Source organism: uncultured Capnocytophaga sp. (assembly GCF_937936315.1).
GTDB lineage: Bacteria > Bacteroidota > Bacteroidia > Flavobacteriales > Flavobacteriaceae > Capnocytophaga.
The window spans coordinates 41,739-58,421 of sequence record NZ_CALGWU010000003.1 but is presented as its reverse complement, the minus strand read 5'-3'; the positions used below and the strand labels follow the sequence as shown (position 1 = coordinate 58,421).

Annotated in this window: 15 protein-coding genes; 10 read left to right on the top strand and 5 right to left on the bottom strand. The window is 39.2% G+C overall.

The genetic code is table 11. The annotated features are described in order from the left end of the window. Positions 1-19: 19 nt before the first annotated feature. Positions 20-472 (bottom strand): 6-carboxytetrahydropterin synthase, encoded by a 453-nt coding sequence (locus Q0162_RS00930; protein WP_002679771.1) that lies wholly within the window; start codon positions 470-472, stop codon positions 20-22. Between the two features lie 108 nt (positions 473-580). Here Q0162_RS00930 and Q0162_RS00925 point away from each other — a divergent pair, with 108 nt between their 5' ends. Then, complete coding sequence (locus Q0162_RS00925) at positions 581-1,759, top strand: DUF4595 domain-containing protein (RefSeq protein ID WP_297887669.1); 1,179 nt, start codon at positions 581-583, stop codon at positions 1,757-1,759. Positions 1,760-1,842: 83 nt separating this feature from the next. On the opposite strand, the gene Q0162_RS00920 is transcribed toward Q0162_RS00925, so the two are convergent. The 3 genes from Q0162_RS00920 to Q0162_RS00910 form a co-directional block, all read right to left on the bottom strand. After that, positions 1,843-4,134 (bottom strand): TonB-dependent receptor, encoded by a 2,292-nt coding sequence (locus Q0162_RS00920; RefSeq protein ID WP_297887666.1) that lies wholly within the window; start codon positions 4,132-4,134, stop codon positions 1,843-1,845. Positions 4,135-4,320: 186 nt separating this feature from the next. Continuing rightward, complete coding sequence (locus Q0162_RS00915) at positions 4,321-4,938, bottom strand: 4'-phosphopantetheinyl transferase superfamily protein (RefSeq protein ID WP_297887663.1); 618 nt, start codon at positions 4,936-4,938, stop codon at positions 4,321-4,323. A 339-nt stretch (positions 4,939-5,277) separates the two neighbouring features. Next, positions 5,278-6,255 (bottom strand): pyruvate dehydrogenase complex E1 component subunit beta, encoded by a 978-nt coding sequence (locus tag Q0162_RS00910; RefSeq protein ID WP_002679756.1) that lies wholly within the window; start codon positions 6,253-6,255, stop codon positions 5,278-5,280. Between the two features lie 274 nt (positions 6,256-6,529). Here Q0162_RS00910 and Q0162_RS00905 point away from each other — a divergent pair, with 274 nt between their 5' ends. From Q0162_RS00905 to Q0162_RS00870, 8 genes are all read left to right on the top strand, one after another. After that, positions 6,530-6,706 carry a hypothetical protein gene (locus tag Q0162_RS00905; protein WP_297887658.1) on the top strand — a complete coding sequence of 59 codons (177 nt, stop codon included), beginning with the start codon at positions 6,530-6,532 and terminating at the stop codon, positions 6,704-6,706. Between the two features lie 8 nt (positions 6,707-6,714). Next, on the top strand, positions 6,715-7,260 hold the full coding sequence (locus Q0162_RS00900) for a GNAT family N-acetyltransferase (RefSeq protein ID WP_203083594.1): 546 nt from the start codon (positions 6,715-6,717) through the stop codon (positions 7,258-7,260). Positions 7,261-7,369: 109 nt separating this feature from the next. Then, positions 7,370-8,494 (top strand): DegT/DnrJ/EryC1/StrS aminotransferase family protein, encoded by a 1,125-nt coding sequence (locus Q0162_RS00895; RefSeq protein ID WP_297887652.1) that lies wholly within the window; start codon positions 7,370-7,372, stop codon positions 8,492-8,494. Between the two features lie 4 nt (positions 8,495-8,498). Beyond that, complete coding sequence (locus Q0162_RS00890) at positions 8,499-8,774, top strand: hypothetical protein (protein ID WP_278636128.1); 276 nt, start codon at positions 8,499-8,501, stop codon at positions 8,772-8,774. Continuing rightward, complete coding sequence (locus Q0162_RS00885; RefSeq protein WP_126371015.1) at positions 8,771-9,607, top strand: site-specific DNA-methyltransferase; 837 nt, start codon at positions 8,771-8,773, stop codon at positions 9,605-9,607. Before Q0162_RS00890 ends, Q0162_RS00885 begins: the two co-directional genes overlap by 4 nt. A gap of 2 nt (positions 9,608-9,609) precedes the next feature. Continuing rightward, a complete protein-coding gene (locus Q0162_RS00880) occupies positions 9,610-10,341 on the top strand; it encodes a PmeII family type II restriction endonuclease (RefSeq protein ID WP_126371016.1) in 732 nt (243 codons plus the stop codon). Between the two features lie 72 nt (positions 10,342-10,413). Then, a complete protein-coding gene (locus tag Q0162_RS00875) occupies positions 10,414-11,382 on the top strand; it encodes a glycoside hydrolase family 130 protein (protein ID WP_002679718.1) in 969 nt (322 codons plus the stop codon). Between the two features lie 104 nt (positions 11,383-11,486). Further along, the gene (locus Q0162_RS00870) at positions 11,487-12,995 is read left to right on the top strand and encodes a GH3 auxin-responsive promoter family protein (protein ID WP_297887645.1); all 1,509 of its coding nucleotides are present in this window, start codon (positions 11,487-11,489) and stop codon (positions 12,993-12,995) included. Between the two features lie 128 nt (positions 12,996-13,123). On the opposite strand, the gene Q0162_RS00865 is transcribed toward Q0162_RS00870, so the two are convergent. Further along, positions 13,124-14,092, bottom strand: coding sequence for an AraC family transcriptional regulator (locus Q0162_RS00865; RefSeq protein WP_297887743.1), 969 nt, complete (start codon positions 14,090-14,092; stop codon positions 13,124-13,126). A 207-nt stretch (positions 14,093-14,299) separates the two neighbouring features. On the opposite strand from Q0162_RS00865, the gene Q0162_RS00860 reads away from it, so the two are divergent. Then, the gene (locus tag Q0162_RS00860; RefSeq protein WP_297887644.1) at positions 14,300-16,624 is read left to right on the top strand and encodes a TonB-dependent receptor; all 2,325 of its coding nucleotides are present in this window, start codon (positions 14,300-14,302) and stop codon (positions 16,622-16,624) included. Positions 16,625-16,683 lie beyond the last annotated feature (59 nt).

Genomic DNA, 16,683 nt, shown 5'->3' with positions numbered 1-16,683 from the left:
ATATATTGTTTTTATGTTATTAATACGCACTATTATCTGATGCAAACCATTCGGCATAGGAACTTTCGGTTTCGCAAAGGCGTATAGAAAAGAGTGTTACTCCAGCGGGCAGTTGGTAGGCGATACGCTGGGCAAAGTCGGTTACGAGGTTTTCGCTGGTAGGTTGATAAGGCACCGTGATGATGCGATGCCCCTTGGCGCGGAGTTCGTCGGCTAAGGCTTTGTGAGGAGAGAGTTCGTTGAAGACCATTGCGTGGTCGAAAGCATCGATAATTTGCTCCTGTACAATGCGTTTGAGGTCACCAAAATCGATAACCATACCATTTTTCACGTTATGAGGATTGTTGATAGGTTCGCCTATCACCGTTACGTAGAGTTTATAGCTGTGTCCGTGGAGGTTTTTGCACTTGCCGTCGTAGCCAAAGAGCGCGTGTCCTGCTTCGAAGTCGAATTTTTTAGTAATGCGAATCATAGTTTAGGTGTTAGGGGGTATAAATTAAAGCGCAAATGTAGTGAATAATTAGAGAATTAGCAAAATTATTCGTACATTTGCCCCATATTCTTATAAAAATCAATTCCAATGAAAAAATTTTTATTCAGTATCGCAGCAATGGCAATGCTCGTAGGCTGTGGCAGTAAAGACGATGATACCCCTAATGGCGGTGATGGCAAAGGTGGTAATGGGACTACTACCCCTACTACGCAAAGCGACTACTTGCCTACTAAAAAAGTACAAACAATTACTTGTAACTTCATTATAGTGGAAGATTACAAAGGTGGTGGTATGGGTCCTGCTCCTTCTCTTGAAAGTACCTTAGAACCCACTCTCAACGGTCAAAAATTTGTAGTAAAAACTTTGAACTTTTCTTATGAATACGATGAAAAAGGAAGAATCAAAAAAATTACTACAAAGGAAGAGGGCAAAAGTGATAATGTAAAAACATTTACTTATGGAGCTAACTCTGTGAAAATAACTTTTCCCAATGAAGATACAGGAGGTATAGAAAATCGAGAAGTGGGACTCAACGCTGCTGGTAATATGTTAGGTTTAGGAACTTACGACAGTAACCAACGATTGACAAAAGGTTCTAGAGGTGATTTTGAGTGGACAAATGACAATTTGACTAAGATTAGTGAAAAGGTAAATTGGGGCGGCAAAATTACCACCTTTGAAAGTCAGCTTTCTTATAACAACAACTTGAACAAAAATAAGTTTTTGTTGAACAACTTTGAAGGGGATATTGTGGGTAGCTATATGCAGTATTTTGAGTTTCGAATAGGCTGGTTACAAGGAGTAGCCCCTAAGAACTTGTTACAAAAAATGGTTTTAACAGAAGATGGCACTGTTTTAAATTACACTAATAACTATACTTATACTTTTGATACTGATGGTTTTGTAAAGACTATCAACGAAACCCGAAATGCAAGAGCTGGTAGTAATACAGGTCTTGGTTATTTTACTGATGCTGATTATTTAACGAAATTGAACACACTTATTACTAACATTCAAAATGGTACTGAGAAAAGCAGAAAATACCAATTGGTAAGTGATAAAAGTGATGAAAAAGTGTTTGATATTATTATCCCTATAAAAGTGGAGAAAGATAAGAATGGTAAAACTATCAACTTAATAGTGAATAAAGTAGCTCGCCACACTTTCAAATTTAAAACTGAAAATGGAGCACAAGTAGTAGATAATATTGATATTGACATTAGTTATAACAGTGATATGACTACTACTTATCAGTTGAATTACTAATATTTGCAATACACAAATAATGAAAAAGCGACTCAAAAATGAGTCGCTTTTTTGTTGCAAACTTTGCAAAGTTAATATGGATATTAAATTTTAACTTTCAAACCTACAAACACGGTGCGAGGTAGCGAAGGACCATAAATGTAATCGGCATCGCGTTCAGCACCTTTGTCAAAATCTTTTTGGTATTGGTTGAAAAGGTTTTTGATACCGCAACTCACTTCTAAAGGGAAGAAACTTTGGAATTTAAATTCATAAGCGGTGTTGACCCCTACATCCCACATCGCAGGAGTGGTCTCCAAACGCGTATCGGGGATATACCCCTTTAAGTGGGTAGTTTTCATACTGCCTGTATATACAGTTACAAAGTTGATATCCCAATTAGGACGTGGTTTATAAGTTGCCATCAGGTTGCCATACACATTAGGTGTGCGGAGAATTTCATCGGTATAGACATTTTCCTCTGGGTTTTGCACACTGTTGTATTTAGAACTTTGGATAGTGGTGGCAAGCTGTAACATAAATTTGGGATTGGGGCTGTACTTCACTTCTATATTTACTCCCTTCACTACGGCGCCATCGGAATTGCGTTTCTCACGGATAGGCAATCCGTTTTCTAAACCTGCATCTTCATAAGTAAAACGATCGTGCAAAGCTGTATAGAAGCCCTCTATCATCGCTACAAATTGGTGGTTGTCGTGAGCGTGGTTATACTCAAAAGAAGCGGTAAAGCTATCGGAAGTTTCTTTTTTAAGATCATCGGCGAGTTTTACGCGTCGTGCTTCACCTCCTTGCAATTCGCTGTGTACATCTTCTGAATAGAAGAAAGGCGCTCTAAATCCTCTTGAATACGAACCTCGAGCGATAAAGTTTTCATCGATATTATAAAGCACGCTCGCACGAGGGTTGAGCGCTGTAACGCTTTTCTTCATTATATCGGAATTTATATTGTCTAAACGCACCCCTCCAAGCACTTTGATTTTAGGAGAGATACGCCAATCGGCTTGCGTGAAAAGTCCGAAAGTATTGGCTTTTTGGTTTACAGCAAGCACATTAGGATTCTGACGTTTTTCGGCTATTTTGTCATATTGATATTCAGCGCCTGATGTCCATTGCAAATTACCTTTGCCCGTAGGTACATAAGCCGTATGTTGCCCGCCAAGTAACCAAATATTCTCTTTGGTAACCCCATAGTTGCCAGAAGATGCTTCTATATCAATACCATCGAAACTGCCGTAATAGTTATCGGCGCGAGTGCGTTCGGCACTAGTATAGGCTGTAAATTTATGGTTATAGGCAGGTGAGAAATACTCAAAATTAGCATTCCCTCCAAGCATTTGCGTGCGAATGCTCTCGGCAAGGTCGGCAAGGTGTTCAGGTTCATCGAGTTTATTACCTCCGCGGCGATTTTCGTTGCTCACGTTTAGTTCGGCGGTGAGCTTATGGCGGTCGGTAAAATCGTTGAAGAGTTTCGCACCCGCATTGAGGTTGTGCAAACGAGTGATTTCGGTAAAATCATCGCCATTATCGTCGTAAGACTGGCGTGAGCGTTGCATAGCGTGGAAAGAGATACCGCGCATATAATTCTCACTCACAAGTGAGCCGTTGAAAGAGCTCACCACATCGCCCGATTTACCGCCTATGAGGTTGCTCACGATACTTGCTTGTGCCTCGTTTTTGGTAGGGTTTTTAGTAATCACATTAATAGTACCAGCAATGGCATTAGAGCCAAAAAGCGCTGAACCACCTCCACGGATTACCTCTATACGCTCAATCATATTGGCAGGGATTTGGTCTAAGCCATACACGCCATTAAGCGATCCAAAGATAGGACGGCTATCGATGAGAATTTGCGAATAAGCCCCTTCCAAGCCATTGATGCGCACTTGGGAAGTACCACAGTTCTGGCAATTTACCTCGGTACGCAAGCCCGGTTGGAATACCAGACCTTCCATTAAGGTATGTGCTTTCACATTTGCCAATTCACGATGGGTAGTAACGCTCACAAGCACAGGAGCATCTTTGCGGTTTTCTTTAGTTTTGGTAGCAGTAATCACTACCTCGTCTATACCGAGCACATCTTCTTTAAGAGTGACATCTTGAGAGAGGGTTTCCTCCTCGGTGATAACCACTTTATCATCATAAGGTATATACCCTAAGGAACGAATTTTTAGTCGGTATTCACCGGCAGGTAAGGAAATGGCATAATGACCATTGCGGTCGGAAGTTGTCCATTTTTTTAAAGATTTACTTTCTAATTGGACAGTTACGGCTTCTAAAGGTTCATTATTCACCGTGATAGTACCTTTGATAGTTCCGTTTTGAGCGAAACATAAAGTACTGAAAGCTATAGCAATAGCTGATAACAAAGTTTTCATATAGTGTTAATTATTAATTTTTCGGTGCAAAAGTAGTATATTTTTAGATGAAACAAAAATAATAATAAAAATATTTTTAGTTTAGTATAAATTTATAAGGACGGGGTAATCGAAAAATGTTTTAATAAACAAAAAAAAGCAGCTCTTTTTGAGCTGCTTTTTTTATTACTTGTTACTTGTTAACTGTTACTTGATACTATGGCAATAGCCTAAAACGTAATCCTCTATAAAAATGAAATTGACTTCGTATTTACCACGACCTACGAGTATCTCGGTAGAACTATCAGTAGGGAAGAAATCGCGTACTTTTACATCGTTGAGGGTGAGTTCGGGGTTACCATGAATTTTAAAACCTACTTCTTTAGCGCACCAGGTCATTGTGAGTTTCTGTATGATACTTTCTAAAGAGAAAGAAGCAGCTTTAAAGTTCCATTGTGTGAACTTATGTGCGATAGCTACTATTTTTTCACGTTTTTTTTCTATATCTACGCCTACTTTTCTATCACTGATAATTACTGCTACTTTGTTGAAAGAATGACTGATAGATATTTGTTTTCCATCGCTAAGGAAAGGTTTTCCATTAGGGTCATAAAACAGAGCTGTAGGTGTATAGCCTATATTTTTGAGTAATAGGCGTGTGGCCAAGAAGTTTTTTTTACCTTTTTCATTTCGAATGGCCTCAAGAGTTTCTTGTTGTTGGGATGTTAGTACTACAGCTTGCTGTAAATCAGTAAGTTTTTCCTCAACATCCCATAAGTAAAGTTTGGTCTTTACATCAATATCAAATGTTTTAATCAATGGCATTTTTGTTTTCTCTCTTCTATTTTGTACAAAAGTAGTAAAAAACTTCAAAATAGACAAACTCTATCTAGAGAGACAAATGTCTGATTTTATAGTTTAACATAATAAAAATGTTAATAAAACAAGTTTTGATATTAATTTTTAATGCTATATTAATATTTTGGTTACAGAAATGTGTTAAAAACTCTTATTTTTTATTGTTGTAAATTTAACATTACTATCGTAAGAGTTTAACAAAAGTTTAACGCGGGAGGGGAGATAAAAAAGTCTTCACGAAAAAAGGAATCGTGAAGACTAAAAAATAAAATATAACTTTTAAAAAATAAAAATGATAGCAAATTCTTATTTATAAAGTACTTTTTTTACAGCTTTTACTACATCTTCGGCGTTAGGCAAAAACTCTTTAAGCAATTCTGAAGAGAATGGCGCAGGAGTATCGGTGGTAGTAATACGTTGTACAGGAGCATCGAGATAATCGAAGAGGTGTTCTTGTACTTGGTAAGTAATTTCTGAAGAAACGCTGCTAAAAGGCCAAGCCTCTTCTAAAATTACTAAGCGGTTTGTTTTTTTCACAGATGCGAATACAGTATCAAAATCTAGCGGACGCACGGTACGCAAATCGATGATTTCACATTCGATACCTTCTTGAGCTAAAATATCGGCAGCTTTGTGAGCTTCTTTGATGATTTTACCGAAAGATACGATAGTTACATCATTACCAGCGCGTTTGATATCGGCAACACCTAGAGGAATAGTGTATTCTTCTTCAGGCACTTCACCTTTATCACCATACATTTGCTCAGACTCCATAAAGATTACAGGGTCGTTATCGCGAATCGCTGATTTGAGTAATCCTTTAGCATCGTAAGGAGTTGAAGGTACTACTACTTTCAAACCAGGGCAGTTAGCATACCAGTTCTCAAAGGCTTGAGAGTGAGTAGCAGCAAGCTGACCAGCAGAAGCGGTAGGACCGCGGAATACGATAGGAATATTGAATTGACCACCTGACATCTGGCGCATTTTAGCAGCATTGTTGATGATTTGGTCGATAGCTACCAACGAAAAGTTAAAGGTCATAAACTCAACGATAGGGCGGTTACCATTCATAGCAGCACCTACTGAGATACCAGCAAAACCGCCTTCGGCGATAGGGGTATCGATTATACGTTTAGGCCCAAACTCATCGAGCATTCCTTTAGAGGCTTTGTAAGCACCGTTGTATTCGGCAACCTCTTCACCCATCAAATAAATAGATTCGTCGCGACGCATTTCTTCGCTCATTGCTTCGCAAACGGCTTCTCTAAATTGTATTGTTCTCATTTATTTTTATTAAAATAAGGTATATAACTAATATTTTCTATTTGAAAGGACAAAAGTAGAAACAATTATTTTATTTTCCAATTTTTTTAAGTGATTATTTTTAGAGATTTTTTTTAACGTATTGTTTATTAGTAATTTAAGTTTTTGATTTTTTTATATAAAAACCAAAGTATATTGGGCTATTCGGAAGTGGCTAACAATCAATAACTAAAATTTGCTAATTTAGCAATTACTTTGTATCTTTGCCGTCTGAACACTTAATATCTAAAGCACTATGGCAAGAGAAATCAAAGCAACGCCCATACTTGAGGGGCAAGATGTAATAGAGTTCTACAAGAAATTAGCAGGGTTTAAAGAGAATTTTAAACGTTTAGGCATTACACGTAAGAGTATTGAGAAAGATGCTGCTAAATTAAGAGCTATTTTTAAGGAAAGTAGAGAAGAAAAATAAATAGAACAATGAATTTAGAGAATTTATCTTTTTTAAGAGTTACTAAAGGATTTGTGATTAAACCCTTTAATTGTGAAGATGATGATTTGAATGAGTTTCTTTTTGAAGAAGCTATTCCTTATCGAAAAGAATTACTTGCTACCACTTTTGTGATTGAAGATGATACCCGAACTTTAGGTTATTATAGCTTACTAAATGATAGCTTACAACTTAAAGAGGAAATGTTTTCTTCAAAAAGTCAGTTAAAAAAGTTTTTAAGAGATTTAATACCTTATCCTAAAAGGCACTTAAAAAATATTCCTTCTGTAAAAATAGGTCGTTTGGCTGTTGATAAATCTTGTAAAGGAAAAGGATTAGGAAAAATAATGATTCATACTATTATAAGTAATTGCCTTATATTGAATGACAATCAAGCGTGTAGACTTATCACTGTTGATGCCTATAAACAAGCTATTCCTTTCTATCAAAGAATGGGTTTTGAATTCCTATCAGATAATGACAAAGAGGATAGTACCCGATTGATGTTTCTTGATTTAGCAGACCTTGAAGAGTAAATAATATTAAAAGAATGAACAATAAAAAGTCATCGAAGATTATTAAAAATAATCCCTATCTTTGCAATACTCAACACCCCTAACATCAGAAATCTAACATACAACATATATGAGAAAAATACAAATGGTTGACCTTCAAGGTCAGTATGAAAGAATTAAAAATGAAGTACAAGCTTCTTTTGAAGAAGTACTCAGCACCACCGCTTTTATCAACGGTCCTCAAGTACAAGCCTTTCAAAAGGAATTGGAAAATTATATGGGCGTGAAACACGTCATCCCTTGCGCCAATGGTACTGATGCCCTTCAAATCGCTATGATGGGGCTCGGACTCAAAGAAGGCGATGAGGTCATTACTGCCGATTTTACCTTCGCAGCAACCGTAGAAGTGATTGCCTTGCTGAAACTCACCCCTGTATTGGTAGATGTGTATGACGATACTTTTAACATCAATATCGAGGCTATTGAAAAAGCGATTACTCCCCGCACAAAAGCGATTGTACCCGTGCATTTGTTCGGTCAGCCAGCCAATATGGAAGCTGTAATGGCTTTGGCTAAAAAACATAACCTTTTCGTGATTGAAGACAACGCGCAAGCCATTGGTGCTGATTATACTTTTGCCAATGGACACAAACAAAAAGTAGGAACTATCGGTCACGTAGGGGCAACTTCTTTCTTCCCTTCTAAGAACCTCGGTTGCTACGGCGACGGAGGGGCTATCTTCACTAACGACGACGACCTTGCTTACACTCTTCGCGGTATCGTAAATCACGGTATGTATGTGCGTTACCACCACGATGTGGTAGGGGTAAACTCACGCCTCGACTCTTTACAAGCGGCTGTGTTGCGCGCCAAACTTCCTCACTTAAACGATTATAACGCCCGCCGACGTGAAGCCGCTCGCAAATATACAGAAGCGCTGAAAGGCAATCCTCATATCATTACCCCTGTAATCGCAGAGGGTTATGACCACGTATTCCACCAATATACCCTCCGCATCACCAATGGCAAACGCGATGAACTCGCCAAAGTATTGGGTGAAAATGGAGTGCCTTTTGGTATTTACTACCCTATACCATTGCACGCCCAAAAAGCCTATACCCGCAGCTCTTATAACGAAGCTGATTTTGGTGTTACCAATAAATTAGTACAAGAAGTCATCTCTCTGCCTATGCACACCGAGCTTGACGACGAGCAAATAGCGTTTATCACAGAATTGATAAAGAAAACAGTGTAACATAATGGCAAAAACGGTACTACAAATAGCTATTGATGAGGAAGACTTACCTATTTTTGAATCTCTTTTTGAAAAGTTTGAGGTAGAGAGTTCTGTCATAGAAGAAAAGGCTAAACCTCTTTTTACGATTGCTGTAGAAGATATACAATCTGTTGCTTTAGAGCGATTAGGCAGAACACTCAGCGATGATGAATTACTCACTGCTAAAAAGGGGTTAGAATGGGGATTGCTTACAGATATTGATGCTGTTTATAGTGCTATTTTTGATGAAATAAAATGAAAGAACTGATAACTAACATATTACAAGGAGATAGTGCAGAAGTGCTTAAAACACTTCCTGATAACTCTATTGACCTAATTGTTACCTCTCCCCCATATGCTGACCAGCGCAAGAGTACTTATGGGGGGATTTCTCCTGATAAATATGTAGAGTGGTTTTTACCTATTTCTGAACAGCTTTTAAGAGTACTGAAGCCTTCTGGTACTTTTGTGTTGAATATCAAAGAAAAAGTAGTAGAAGGAGAGCGTAGTACATACGTAATGGAACTTATCTTAGCAATGCGTAAACAAGGTTGGCTATGGACAGAAGAGTTTATATGGCACAAAAAAAACTCTTACCCAGGCAAATGGCCTAACCGTTTTCGTGATGCGTGGGAACGCTTATTACAATTCAATAAAAGTAAGAAATTTGCAATGTATCAGGAAGAGGTGATGGTTCCAATGGGTGATTGGGCTAAAAGTAGACTAAAGAACCTATCAGATACTGATAAACGGAGAGATAACTCTAAAGTAGGTAGTGGTTTTGGAAAGAATATATCTAATTGGATAGACCGTGAAAAGGCATACCCTACAAATGTTTTACATTTAGCTACTGAGTGCAATAATAAAAAACATAGTGCTGCATTCCCTGAGGAACTACCTGAATGGTTTATTAAACTCTTTACAAAAGAAGGTGATATGGTGCTCGACCCCTTTGCAGGTTCAGGTACTACTCTATTCGTAGCAGAACGTATGGGGCGAAGTGCTATTGGTATTGAAATAATGGAAGATTACTACCAAATGATAAAAAACCAATTAGAAGAACCCTACCAAGCAATGTTAAGATTTGGATAATTATGAAAGCATTAGACATTCAAAAAGTAGTTCAATATGTAGAGGAAAATATTGGGTATTTTCATCAGAAGAGAATTCAAAGTCTTGATAAATTAAAACTTTCACAAGTTTTGAAAAGAAAAAATCCTTACCTATTTAAGGCTAAGTATATGCAAACTTCTGAACAAATAATAAGAGGTATTGTAGATGCTCATATTTCTTCTAATGAAGAAACTATCTTTGGTAATTGGCTTGAAGGTTTAGCAATTTTTATAAGTAATGAAGTATACGGAGGATATAAATCGGGCATAACAGGAATAGATTTAGAGTTCGATAAAGAAAATATCCGTTATATTGTTACTATAAAGTCAGGAAATAATTGGGGAAATAGTTCTCAGATTAAGAAGATGATTTCTGATTTTAAAACGGCAAAGAAAACTCTTCGCACAAGTAATTCACAAATAAATGTTGTTGCTATAAATGGCTGTTGCTATGGTAAGGAAAATAATCCTGATAAAGGGGATTACTTTAAATATTGTGGACAAGAGTTTTGGGAGTTTATTTCAGGGAACAAAGATCTATATACTGAACTAATTGAACCTTTAGGACATCAAGCAAAAGAAAAAAATGAAGAGTTTATGTTGTCATATACACAAATGATAAACAAATTTACTCGTGAGTTTTCTAATAACTTCTGCAAAAAGAATGGAGACATTGATTGGAAAAAGTTAGTAGAATTTAATTCTAAAAAATAGATAAACTTTTTTAAAAAAATATATGCTAACTACCAATAAGCTAAACAATAACTAATAACTAAAACAAAAATAATGAGTCAAAAAATTCCTTGGCAAGAACGCCCTGCGGGTTGTACCGATGTAATGTGGCGTTATTCTGAAAACCCTATCATCGGTAGGTATGATATCCCTACCTCTAACAGTATTTTTAATAGTGCCGTAGTGCCTTTTAAAGATGGTTATGCAGGGGTTTTCCGCTGCGATAACAAAGCAGTACAAATGAATATCTTCGCTGGCTTCAGTAAAGATGCTATTCACTGGGAAATCAACCACGAACCTATCGTGATGAAAGGTGGTAATACTGATTTCTTACACTCTGAGTATAAGTACGACCCTCGCGTTACTTTTATCGAAGACCGCTATTGGGTAACTTGGTGTAATGGCTATTGTGGTCCTACTATCGGGATTGCCTATACTTTTGATTTCAAAGAGTTTTTCCAATGCGAGAATGCCTTTTTGCCTTTCAACCGCAACGGAGTGCTCTTCCCTGAGAAAATCAACGGTAAATACGCAATGCTTAGCCGCCCAAGTGATAACGGACATACTCCTTTCGGTGATATTTTCATCAGCTATAGCCCCGATATGAAATACTGGGGTGAACACCGCTGCGTGATGAAAGTAACGCCTTTTATAGATAGCGCTTGGCAATGTACCAAAATAGGAGCAGGAGCTGTGCCTATCAAAACAAAAGACGGATGGCTATTGTTCTATCACGGGGTAATCAATACTTGCAACGGTTTCCGCTACTCTATGGGGGCTGCATTGTTAGACCTCAACAATCCAAGCAAGGTAATCGCTCGTACACAGCCTTACCTCTTGGCGCCTGCCACCCTCTACGAAACTACCGGCGATGTGCCTAATGTGGTATTCCCTTGCGCTGCCTTGCATTCTATCGAAGAAGACAAAGTAGCAGTGTACTACGGTGCTGCCGATACAGTAGTGGGCGTTGCTTTTGGACGTATTTCCGAAATCGTAAAATTCACTAAAGAAAATTCTTTATAAGTTATCAGGTGTTAGGGGTCAGGTGTCAGGTATCAGAATCCTACCTTGACACCTGACCCCTATACCCTGAAACCTGAAATCTATTCCCTGAAACCTGAAATAAAATGCCTTTAGCTTTATTTAATTCTATCACTTCGTGGTTTTTAAAACGCCGTATCGACCAGATACAAGAGTTTGTACTCGACCCTCATAGGGTACAAGAACGCGTGCTTTTAGAACTAATCAGCAATGCCAAAGATACTGAACTCGGCAAGCAATACAACTTCGCCGAAGTGAAAAACTACCAGCAATTTGTGCGTGAAACGCCTCTCACTACCTACGAGGACTTTGAGCCTTATGTTGAAAGAGCTCGGCGCGGTGAACGCAATGTATTTTGGCATACACCCATCAAGTGGTTTGCTAAGAGCAGCGGGACTACCAATGCCAAAAGCAAATTTATACCCGTGAGTGAGGAGGCTCTGCAATTGTGTCATTACAAATCAGGGAAAGATATGCTTTGCTTATACCTGAACAACAACGAGGACTCAAACCTTTTCAAAGGAAAGAGTTTGCGACTTGGGGGTAGCAAGCAATTATACGAGCAAAACGGCACCTATTTTGGTGATTTATCGGCGATTTTAATTGAAAACTTGCCTTTTTGGGCAGAATGGAGTTGTACTCCCAGCAACAAAGTATCACTGATGAGTGAATGGGAGAGCAAACTACAGGCAATTGTAAAAGAAGTAAAAACAGAAAATGTTACCAGCATTGCAGGTGTCCCCTCGTGGATGCTCATATTGCTGAACCGCATTTTAGAAGATACCAAAAAACAAAACCTATTAGAATTGTGGGAAAACTTAGAAGTGTATTTCCACGGTGGAGTGAGTTTCATTCCTTATCGCGAACAATATAAAAATATTATCCCCTCGGATACTTTCCGCTATTACGAAATATACAATGCTTCCGAAGGTTTTTTTGCTATTCAAGACCGCAATAATTCGGACGAAATGTTGCTAATGCTGGACTATGGTATTTTCTATGAGTTCATCCCAATGGAGACCTTTGGCACTGCCCAACAAAAAGCCATTCCGCTGAGTGAAGTGGAGATAGGCAAAAACTACGCAATGGTGATTAGCACCAATGCAGGCTTGTGGCGGTATATTATAGGTGATACTGTGCGATTTACCTCAGTAGCACCTTATCGCATCAAGATTACGGGGCGCACCAAACACTTTATCAATGTTTTTGGCGAAGAGCTCATTATAGAGAATGCTGAGCGCGCTTTAGAAAAAGCCTGCGAACAAACCAATAGTAATTTGATAGATTACACTGTAGCGCCTATCTTTATGCAGGACAAGCTAAAAGGCGGACACGAGTGGGTGATAGAATTTGAATCAGCTCCAGAGAGTTTAGAGCAATTCACCGAGATATTAGACCTCGAACTCCAGAAACTCAACTCCGATTACGAAGCCAAGCGTTACAACAATATGACCCTCAACAAGCCTAAAGTACACAGCGCACGTACGGGGCTTTTCCACGATTGGCTCAAGCATAAAGACAAACTCGGTGGGCAAAACAAAGTCCCCCGACTTTCTAACAGTAGAGAATACATAGAGGAACTTTTGAAGTTGTAGTATAAATAGGCTGTCTAATGTTAGGCAGCTTTTTTTGTAAAGGGCGTTTGCAAAACGCCCCTACAATGTAATTGATTATCAGAGTAATCTACTTTATCAAAGTTTTGGGACTTTCACAAAGTTTATAACTATCCTCTGTCCCCTGACACTTGCTTCGGGCTTCTGCCAAATTTCTTCTTAAAGGCAGTAGAGAAATGCGATACATACTCATAGCCACAAGCAAATGCTATCTCACTGATGTTCTTATCGGTGTGGAGAAGTAGCTGCTGTGCTAACTCCATTTTATAATCGTATAAGTAACCGAAAACTGTAGTGCCAAATACTTCTTTGAAACCGTAACACAATTTCTTTTCATTAGTACCCACAGCACGCGCTAATTCAGTTATGGAAGGCGTAGTATCTAACTGGGCTGTAAGCATATCGCGCACTTCGTACATCTTCTGTACATCGGTTGGGGTTTTACAATATTGGTGAGGCTGTGACTGTTGTTGTTCGTATTGTTGCAATTGTAAAATAAGGAGTTCTTGTATTTTAAGATCAGCATAAGGTCGGGCAGCCTTGCCCAAGAGTGTCGCTTGCTGCAACTGACAAAGTGCCGTTTGCATAGGAAAGGTAGTAGGCAAAGAATGTTCGGGGGAGAGCATAAAATTGCCACTGTGTTGATAACGCTCATACCACGACATAAAGGTTTCGGGATAGGTAGCGGCTATTTGTGCAAACTTTTCGGCACTCACAGCTAAGGAAATCACCTCTATAGTATCATCTTTGTGAAAAAAATCTTTCCCTAAACACTCTTCACTCCCGAAAAATATATTATGAGTTCCTGCTTTGGCAGTAGCAATACGTTTGTCAATCTCTATTTGTATACCTTTATGTGTTTGCGTTACAAAATAAAGGCGCACTGAGGGGATATCCATACGTCCTTCAAAAACTACATCTTCTTTCATTTGTGCTTGCCAACAGTAGTAAGTATGCTCGCCTAAAAACTGTTGTTCTAACCGAAACAATCCCACGTGTTCACTCACTCCCTCATAGTAGCTTTGTACTTCTTCTTCACTGGTCACCAAAGGTAATGTTACTTCATTCATCATAGCTATTCAGATATAAAACTTTGCTAAGGATATTAAACAATAGTACTTTTATTTTAGTGTACTTTTGCCTCTTGAAATCCGTTGTTTAGAACAAAAGTAAATAATATATCGCAAACTACCAAATTTTTAGGGGTTAGGTGTCAGGTATCAGGTGTCAGGGGATAAAGGTTAGATACTGATAGTTAATGATTTAATGGATAAAAACCAATATTTATGTTATACAAAACTTTTCTTTTATTACTGCTCACTACTTCTTCTTTATGGGCTCAAAATACTGCTGAACTTTCAGGTAAAATTACCGATAAAGCTACTCAAAAACCACTTATAGGCGCCGATATCTACCTCAAAGAATTGAAAAAAGGCGCTAATGCCGATGCACAAGGCAACTATTATCTAAAAGGTATCCCCGAAGGCAATTACACTATTATAGGTAGCTATCTCGGCTATCAAACTTTTAGTAAGAAAATCTATCTAAAAGGACAAGAGCGTTTGGATATCAGCCTTAAAGAGCAAGCTGAGGAAATAAGTGGAGTAACTGTTTCGGGCAAGAGTATCGCTCACCAAAAGAAAGAAGAGAGTATGCCTGTAACAGTGATTGATATGAGCAATATGCGGGGCACGGTGAGCAATGTGCAGGACATTCTCGCCAAAACCGTGGGGGTAACCTTGCGCACCTCTGGAGGTGTGGGGAGCAGTTCGCGCATTTCAGTACGAGGCTTGGAAGGCAAGCGCATTGGCTTCTTCATAGACGAATTGCCAATGACTGAACAAACCGACTATTTGGATATCAACGATATTCCTGTGGATATGATAGACCGCATCGAGATTTACAAAGGCGTGGTACCTGCTCGCTTTGGAGGGTCGTCTTTGGGTGGGGCTATCAATATCGTCATTCGCGAATATCCTGATAAGTATGCCGACCTCAGCTATGGTTACGAGAGTTTCAACACTCACAAGGCGCAAGGGGTTTTCAAACGCAACTTGAAAGCGCGCGGACTAGTTTTTGGTATCGGTGGGGGCTATACTACTTCCGATAATAACTATACTTTCGATTCGCCCTATCGCGAGGGGTTACGCATCACCCGCAACCACGATAAATACCGCAAATACATCGTTGGGGGGAGCTTTAAAGCTAAAAAATGGTGGTTTGACGAGGTAGAGTTTGAACCCGTAGTGGTAAAGACCTACAAAGAAATTCAAGGTATAGAGTACGACATTCGCGAAGCACATAGCGAGAGCCTAATGGCGGGTTTGGCAAACAAACTCACCAAAGACAATTTCCTAACCGAAGGGCTCAATTTTGATATGTTCAGCGGGGTGGTACTCACCAAAATGAACTTCATCGATAAAGCCACTCGTCGCTATGAATGGGACGGCAGCTCCTACCCTACCCCATCGCGTTACGGAGGTGAGGTGGGCTACAACTTCCCTTCAGATTCCGATGACCAAAAACTTTCCTTTATCAATAAAACCAACTTAGAATACATCATCAATGAGCGTCATTCGTTCAACTTCAACAGTGTATTTTCTATAGCCAATGGAACGCCCAAGGACGAGCTGAAAACCCTCAGTTTAGGCAAGCAAGTGAATTTCGATTCGCGTATGCACAGCTGGGTAAGCGGACTTACTTACGACTTGCGGTCGCTTAACGATGTGTTTCTCAACTCACTCACCCTGCGTTACTACCAATACACTATGCACACCCAAATGGCACCATTATTTGTACCCGGCAAGTACGATGTAGATTTACAAAAGAACAATTGGGGGGTGAACAACGCTTTGCGCTACCGCTTTTTGCCTTCACTAATGGGAAAACTATCCGCTGGTTATGAAGTGCGTATCCCTTCGGAAAATGAACTCTTGGGCGATGGTATCAGTGTAGTACCTAGTGCCGACCTATTGCCTGAACGCAATGCCAGCGCAAACCTCGGTTTATTGTTCGACCTTACGGGCAAACACCCCACCAATGCACAGATAGAGATGAACTTCTTCTATATGTACTTGCAGGATATGATACGCTACACCGCCGGACTTATAGGCGCTCAATATCAGAATTTTGGAGAGATGCGCACCCTTGGGGTAGAGTTTGAAGCCAAAGCCGATGTGCTCCCCTCGCTCTATGCCTACGTGAATACTACTTACCAAGACTTACGTGATACCCGTGACTACGAGCCTGCCAGCACTGTGCCTAACCCTACCAAATACAAGCGTATGCCTAATATCCCCTACCTAATGGCAAACGCCGGAATAGAATTTCACCGCGAAAATCTTTTTGGCGGTAGCGGTCAGAACACCCGCCTCTTTGCCGATGTAGCTTTTGTAGAAGAATATTTCTATGATTTTGAACTGACCCAATTGCAAAAACGCCGCATCCCACGAAGCACCACTATAGATATAGGTTTTGAACATAGTTTTTTGAATAACAAACTCTTTATATCGGGCAAATTGCGCAATGTAACGAACGAAAAAACTTTATCAGAATTTAACCGTCCGCTCCCTGGTATCAATGGAGGAGTGAAAATTAGAATGATATTTTAATTTTATAAAATCCTAAATATTTCTTCGTGTCACGAGATTTGACGAGGAGTATTAAATAA

Coding starts and splice junctions, on each gene's coding strand:
- Q0162_RS00870 (WP_297887645.1), top strand. CDS start 11,487: ATGCCTTTAGCTTTATTTAATTCTATCACTTCGTGGTTTTTAAAACGC.
- Q0162_RS00875 (WP_002679718.1), top strand. CDS start 10,414: ATGAGTCAAAAAATTCCTTGGCAAGAACGCCCTGCGGGTTGTACCGAT.
- Q0162_RS00905 (WP_297887658.1), top strand. CDS start 6,530: ATGGCAAGAGAAATCAAAGCAACGCCCATACTTGAGGGGCAAGATGTA.
- Q0162_RS00880 (WP_126371016.1), top strand. CDS start 9,610: ATGAAAGCATTAGACATTCAAAAAGTAGTTCAATATGTAGAGGAAAAT.
- Q0162_RS00885 (WP_126371015.1), top strand. CDS start 8,771: ATGAAAGAACTGATAACTAACATATTACAAGGAGATAGTGCAGAAGTG.
- Q0162_RS00915 (WP_297887663.1), bottom strand. CDS start 4,938: ATGCCATTGATTAAAACATTTGATATTGATGTAAAGACCAAACTTTAC.
- Q0162_RS00920 (WP_297887666.1), bottom strand. CDS start 4,134: ATGAAAACTTTGTTATCAGCTATTGCTATAGCTTTCAGTACTTTATGT.
- Q0162_RS00895 (WP_297887652.1), top strand. CDS start 7,370: ATGAGAAAAATACAAATGGTTGACCTTCAAGGTCAGTATGAAAGAATT.
- Q0162_RS00910 (WP_002679756.1), bottom strand. CDS start 6,255: ATGAGAACAATACAATTTAGAGAAGCCGTTTGCGAAGCAATGAGCGAA.
- Q0162_RS00925 (WP_297887669.1), top strand. CDS start 581: ATGAAAAAATTTTTATTCAGTATCGCAGCAATGGCAATGCTCGTAGGC.
- Q0162_RS00890 (WP_278636128.1), top strand. CDS start 8,499: ATGGCAAAAACGGTACTACAAATAGCTATTGATGAGGAAGACTTACCT.
- Q0162_RS00860 (WP_297887644.1), top strand. CDS start 14,300: ATGTTATACAAAACTTTTCTTTTATTACTGCTCACTACTTCTTCTTTA.
- Q0162_RS00900 (WP_203083594.1), top strand. CDS start 6,715: ATGAATTTAGAGAATTTATCTTTTTTAAGAGTTACTAAAGGATTTGTG.
- Q0162_RS00930 (WP_002679771.1), bottom strand. CDS start 472: ATGATTCGCATTACTAAAAAATTCGACTTCGAAGCAGGACACGCGCTC.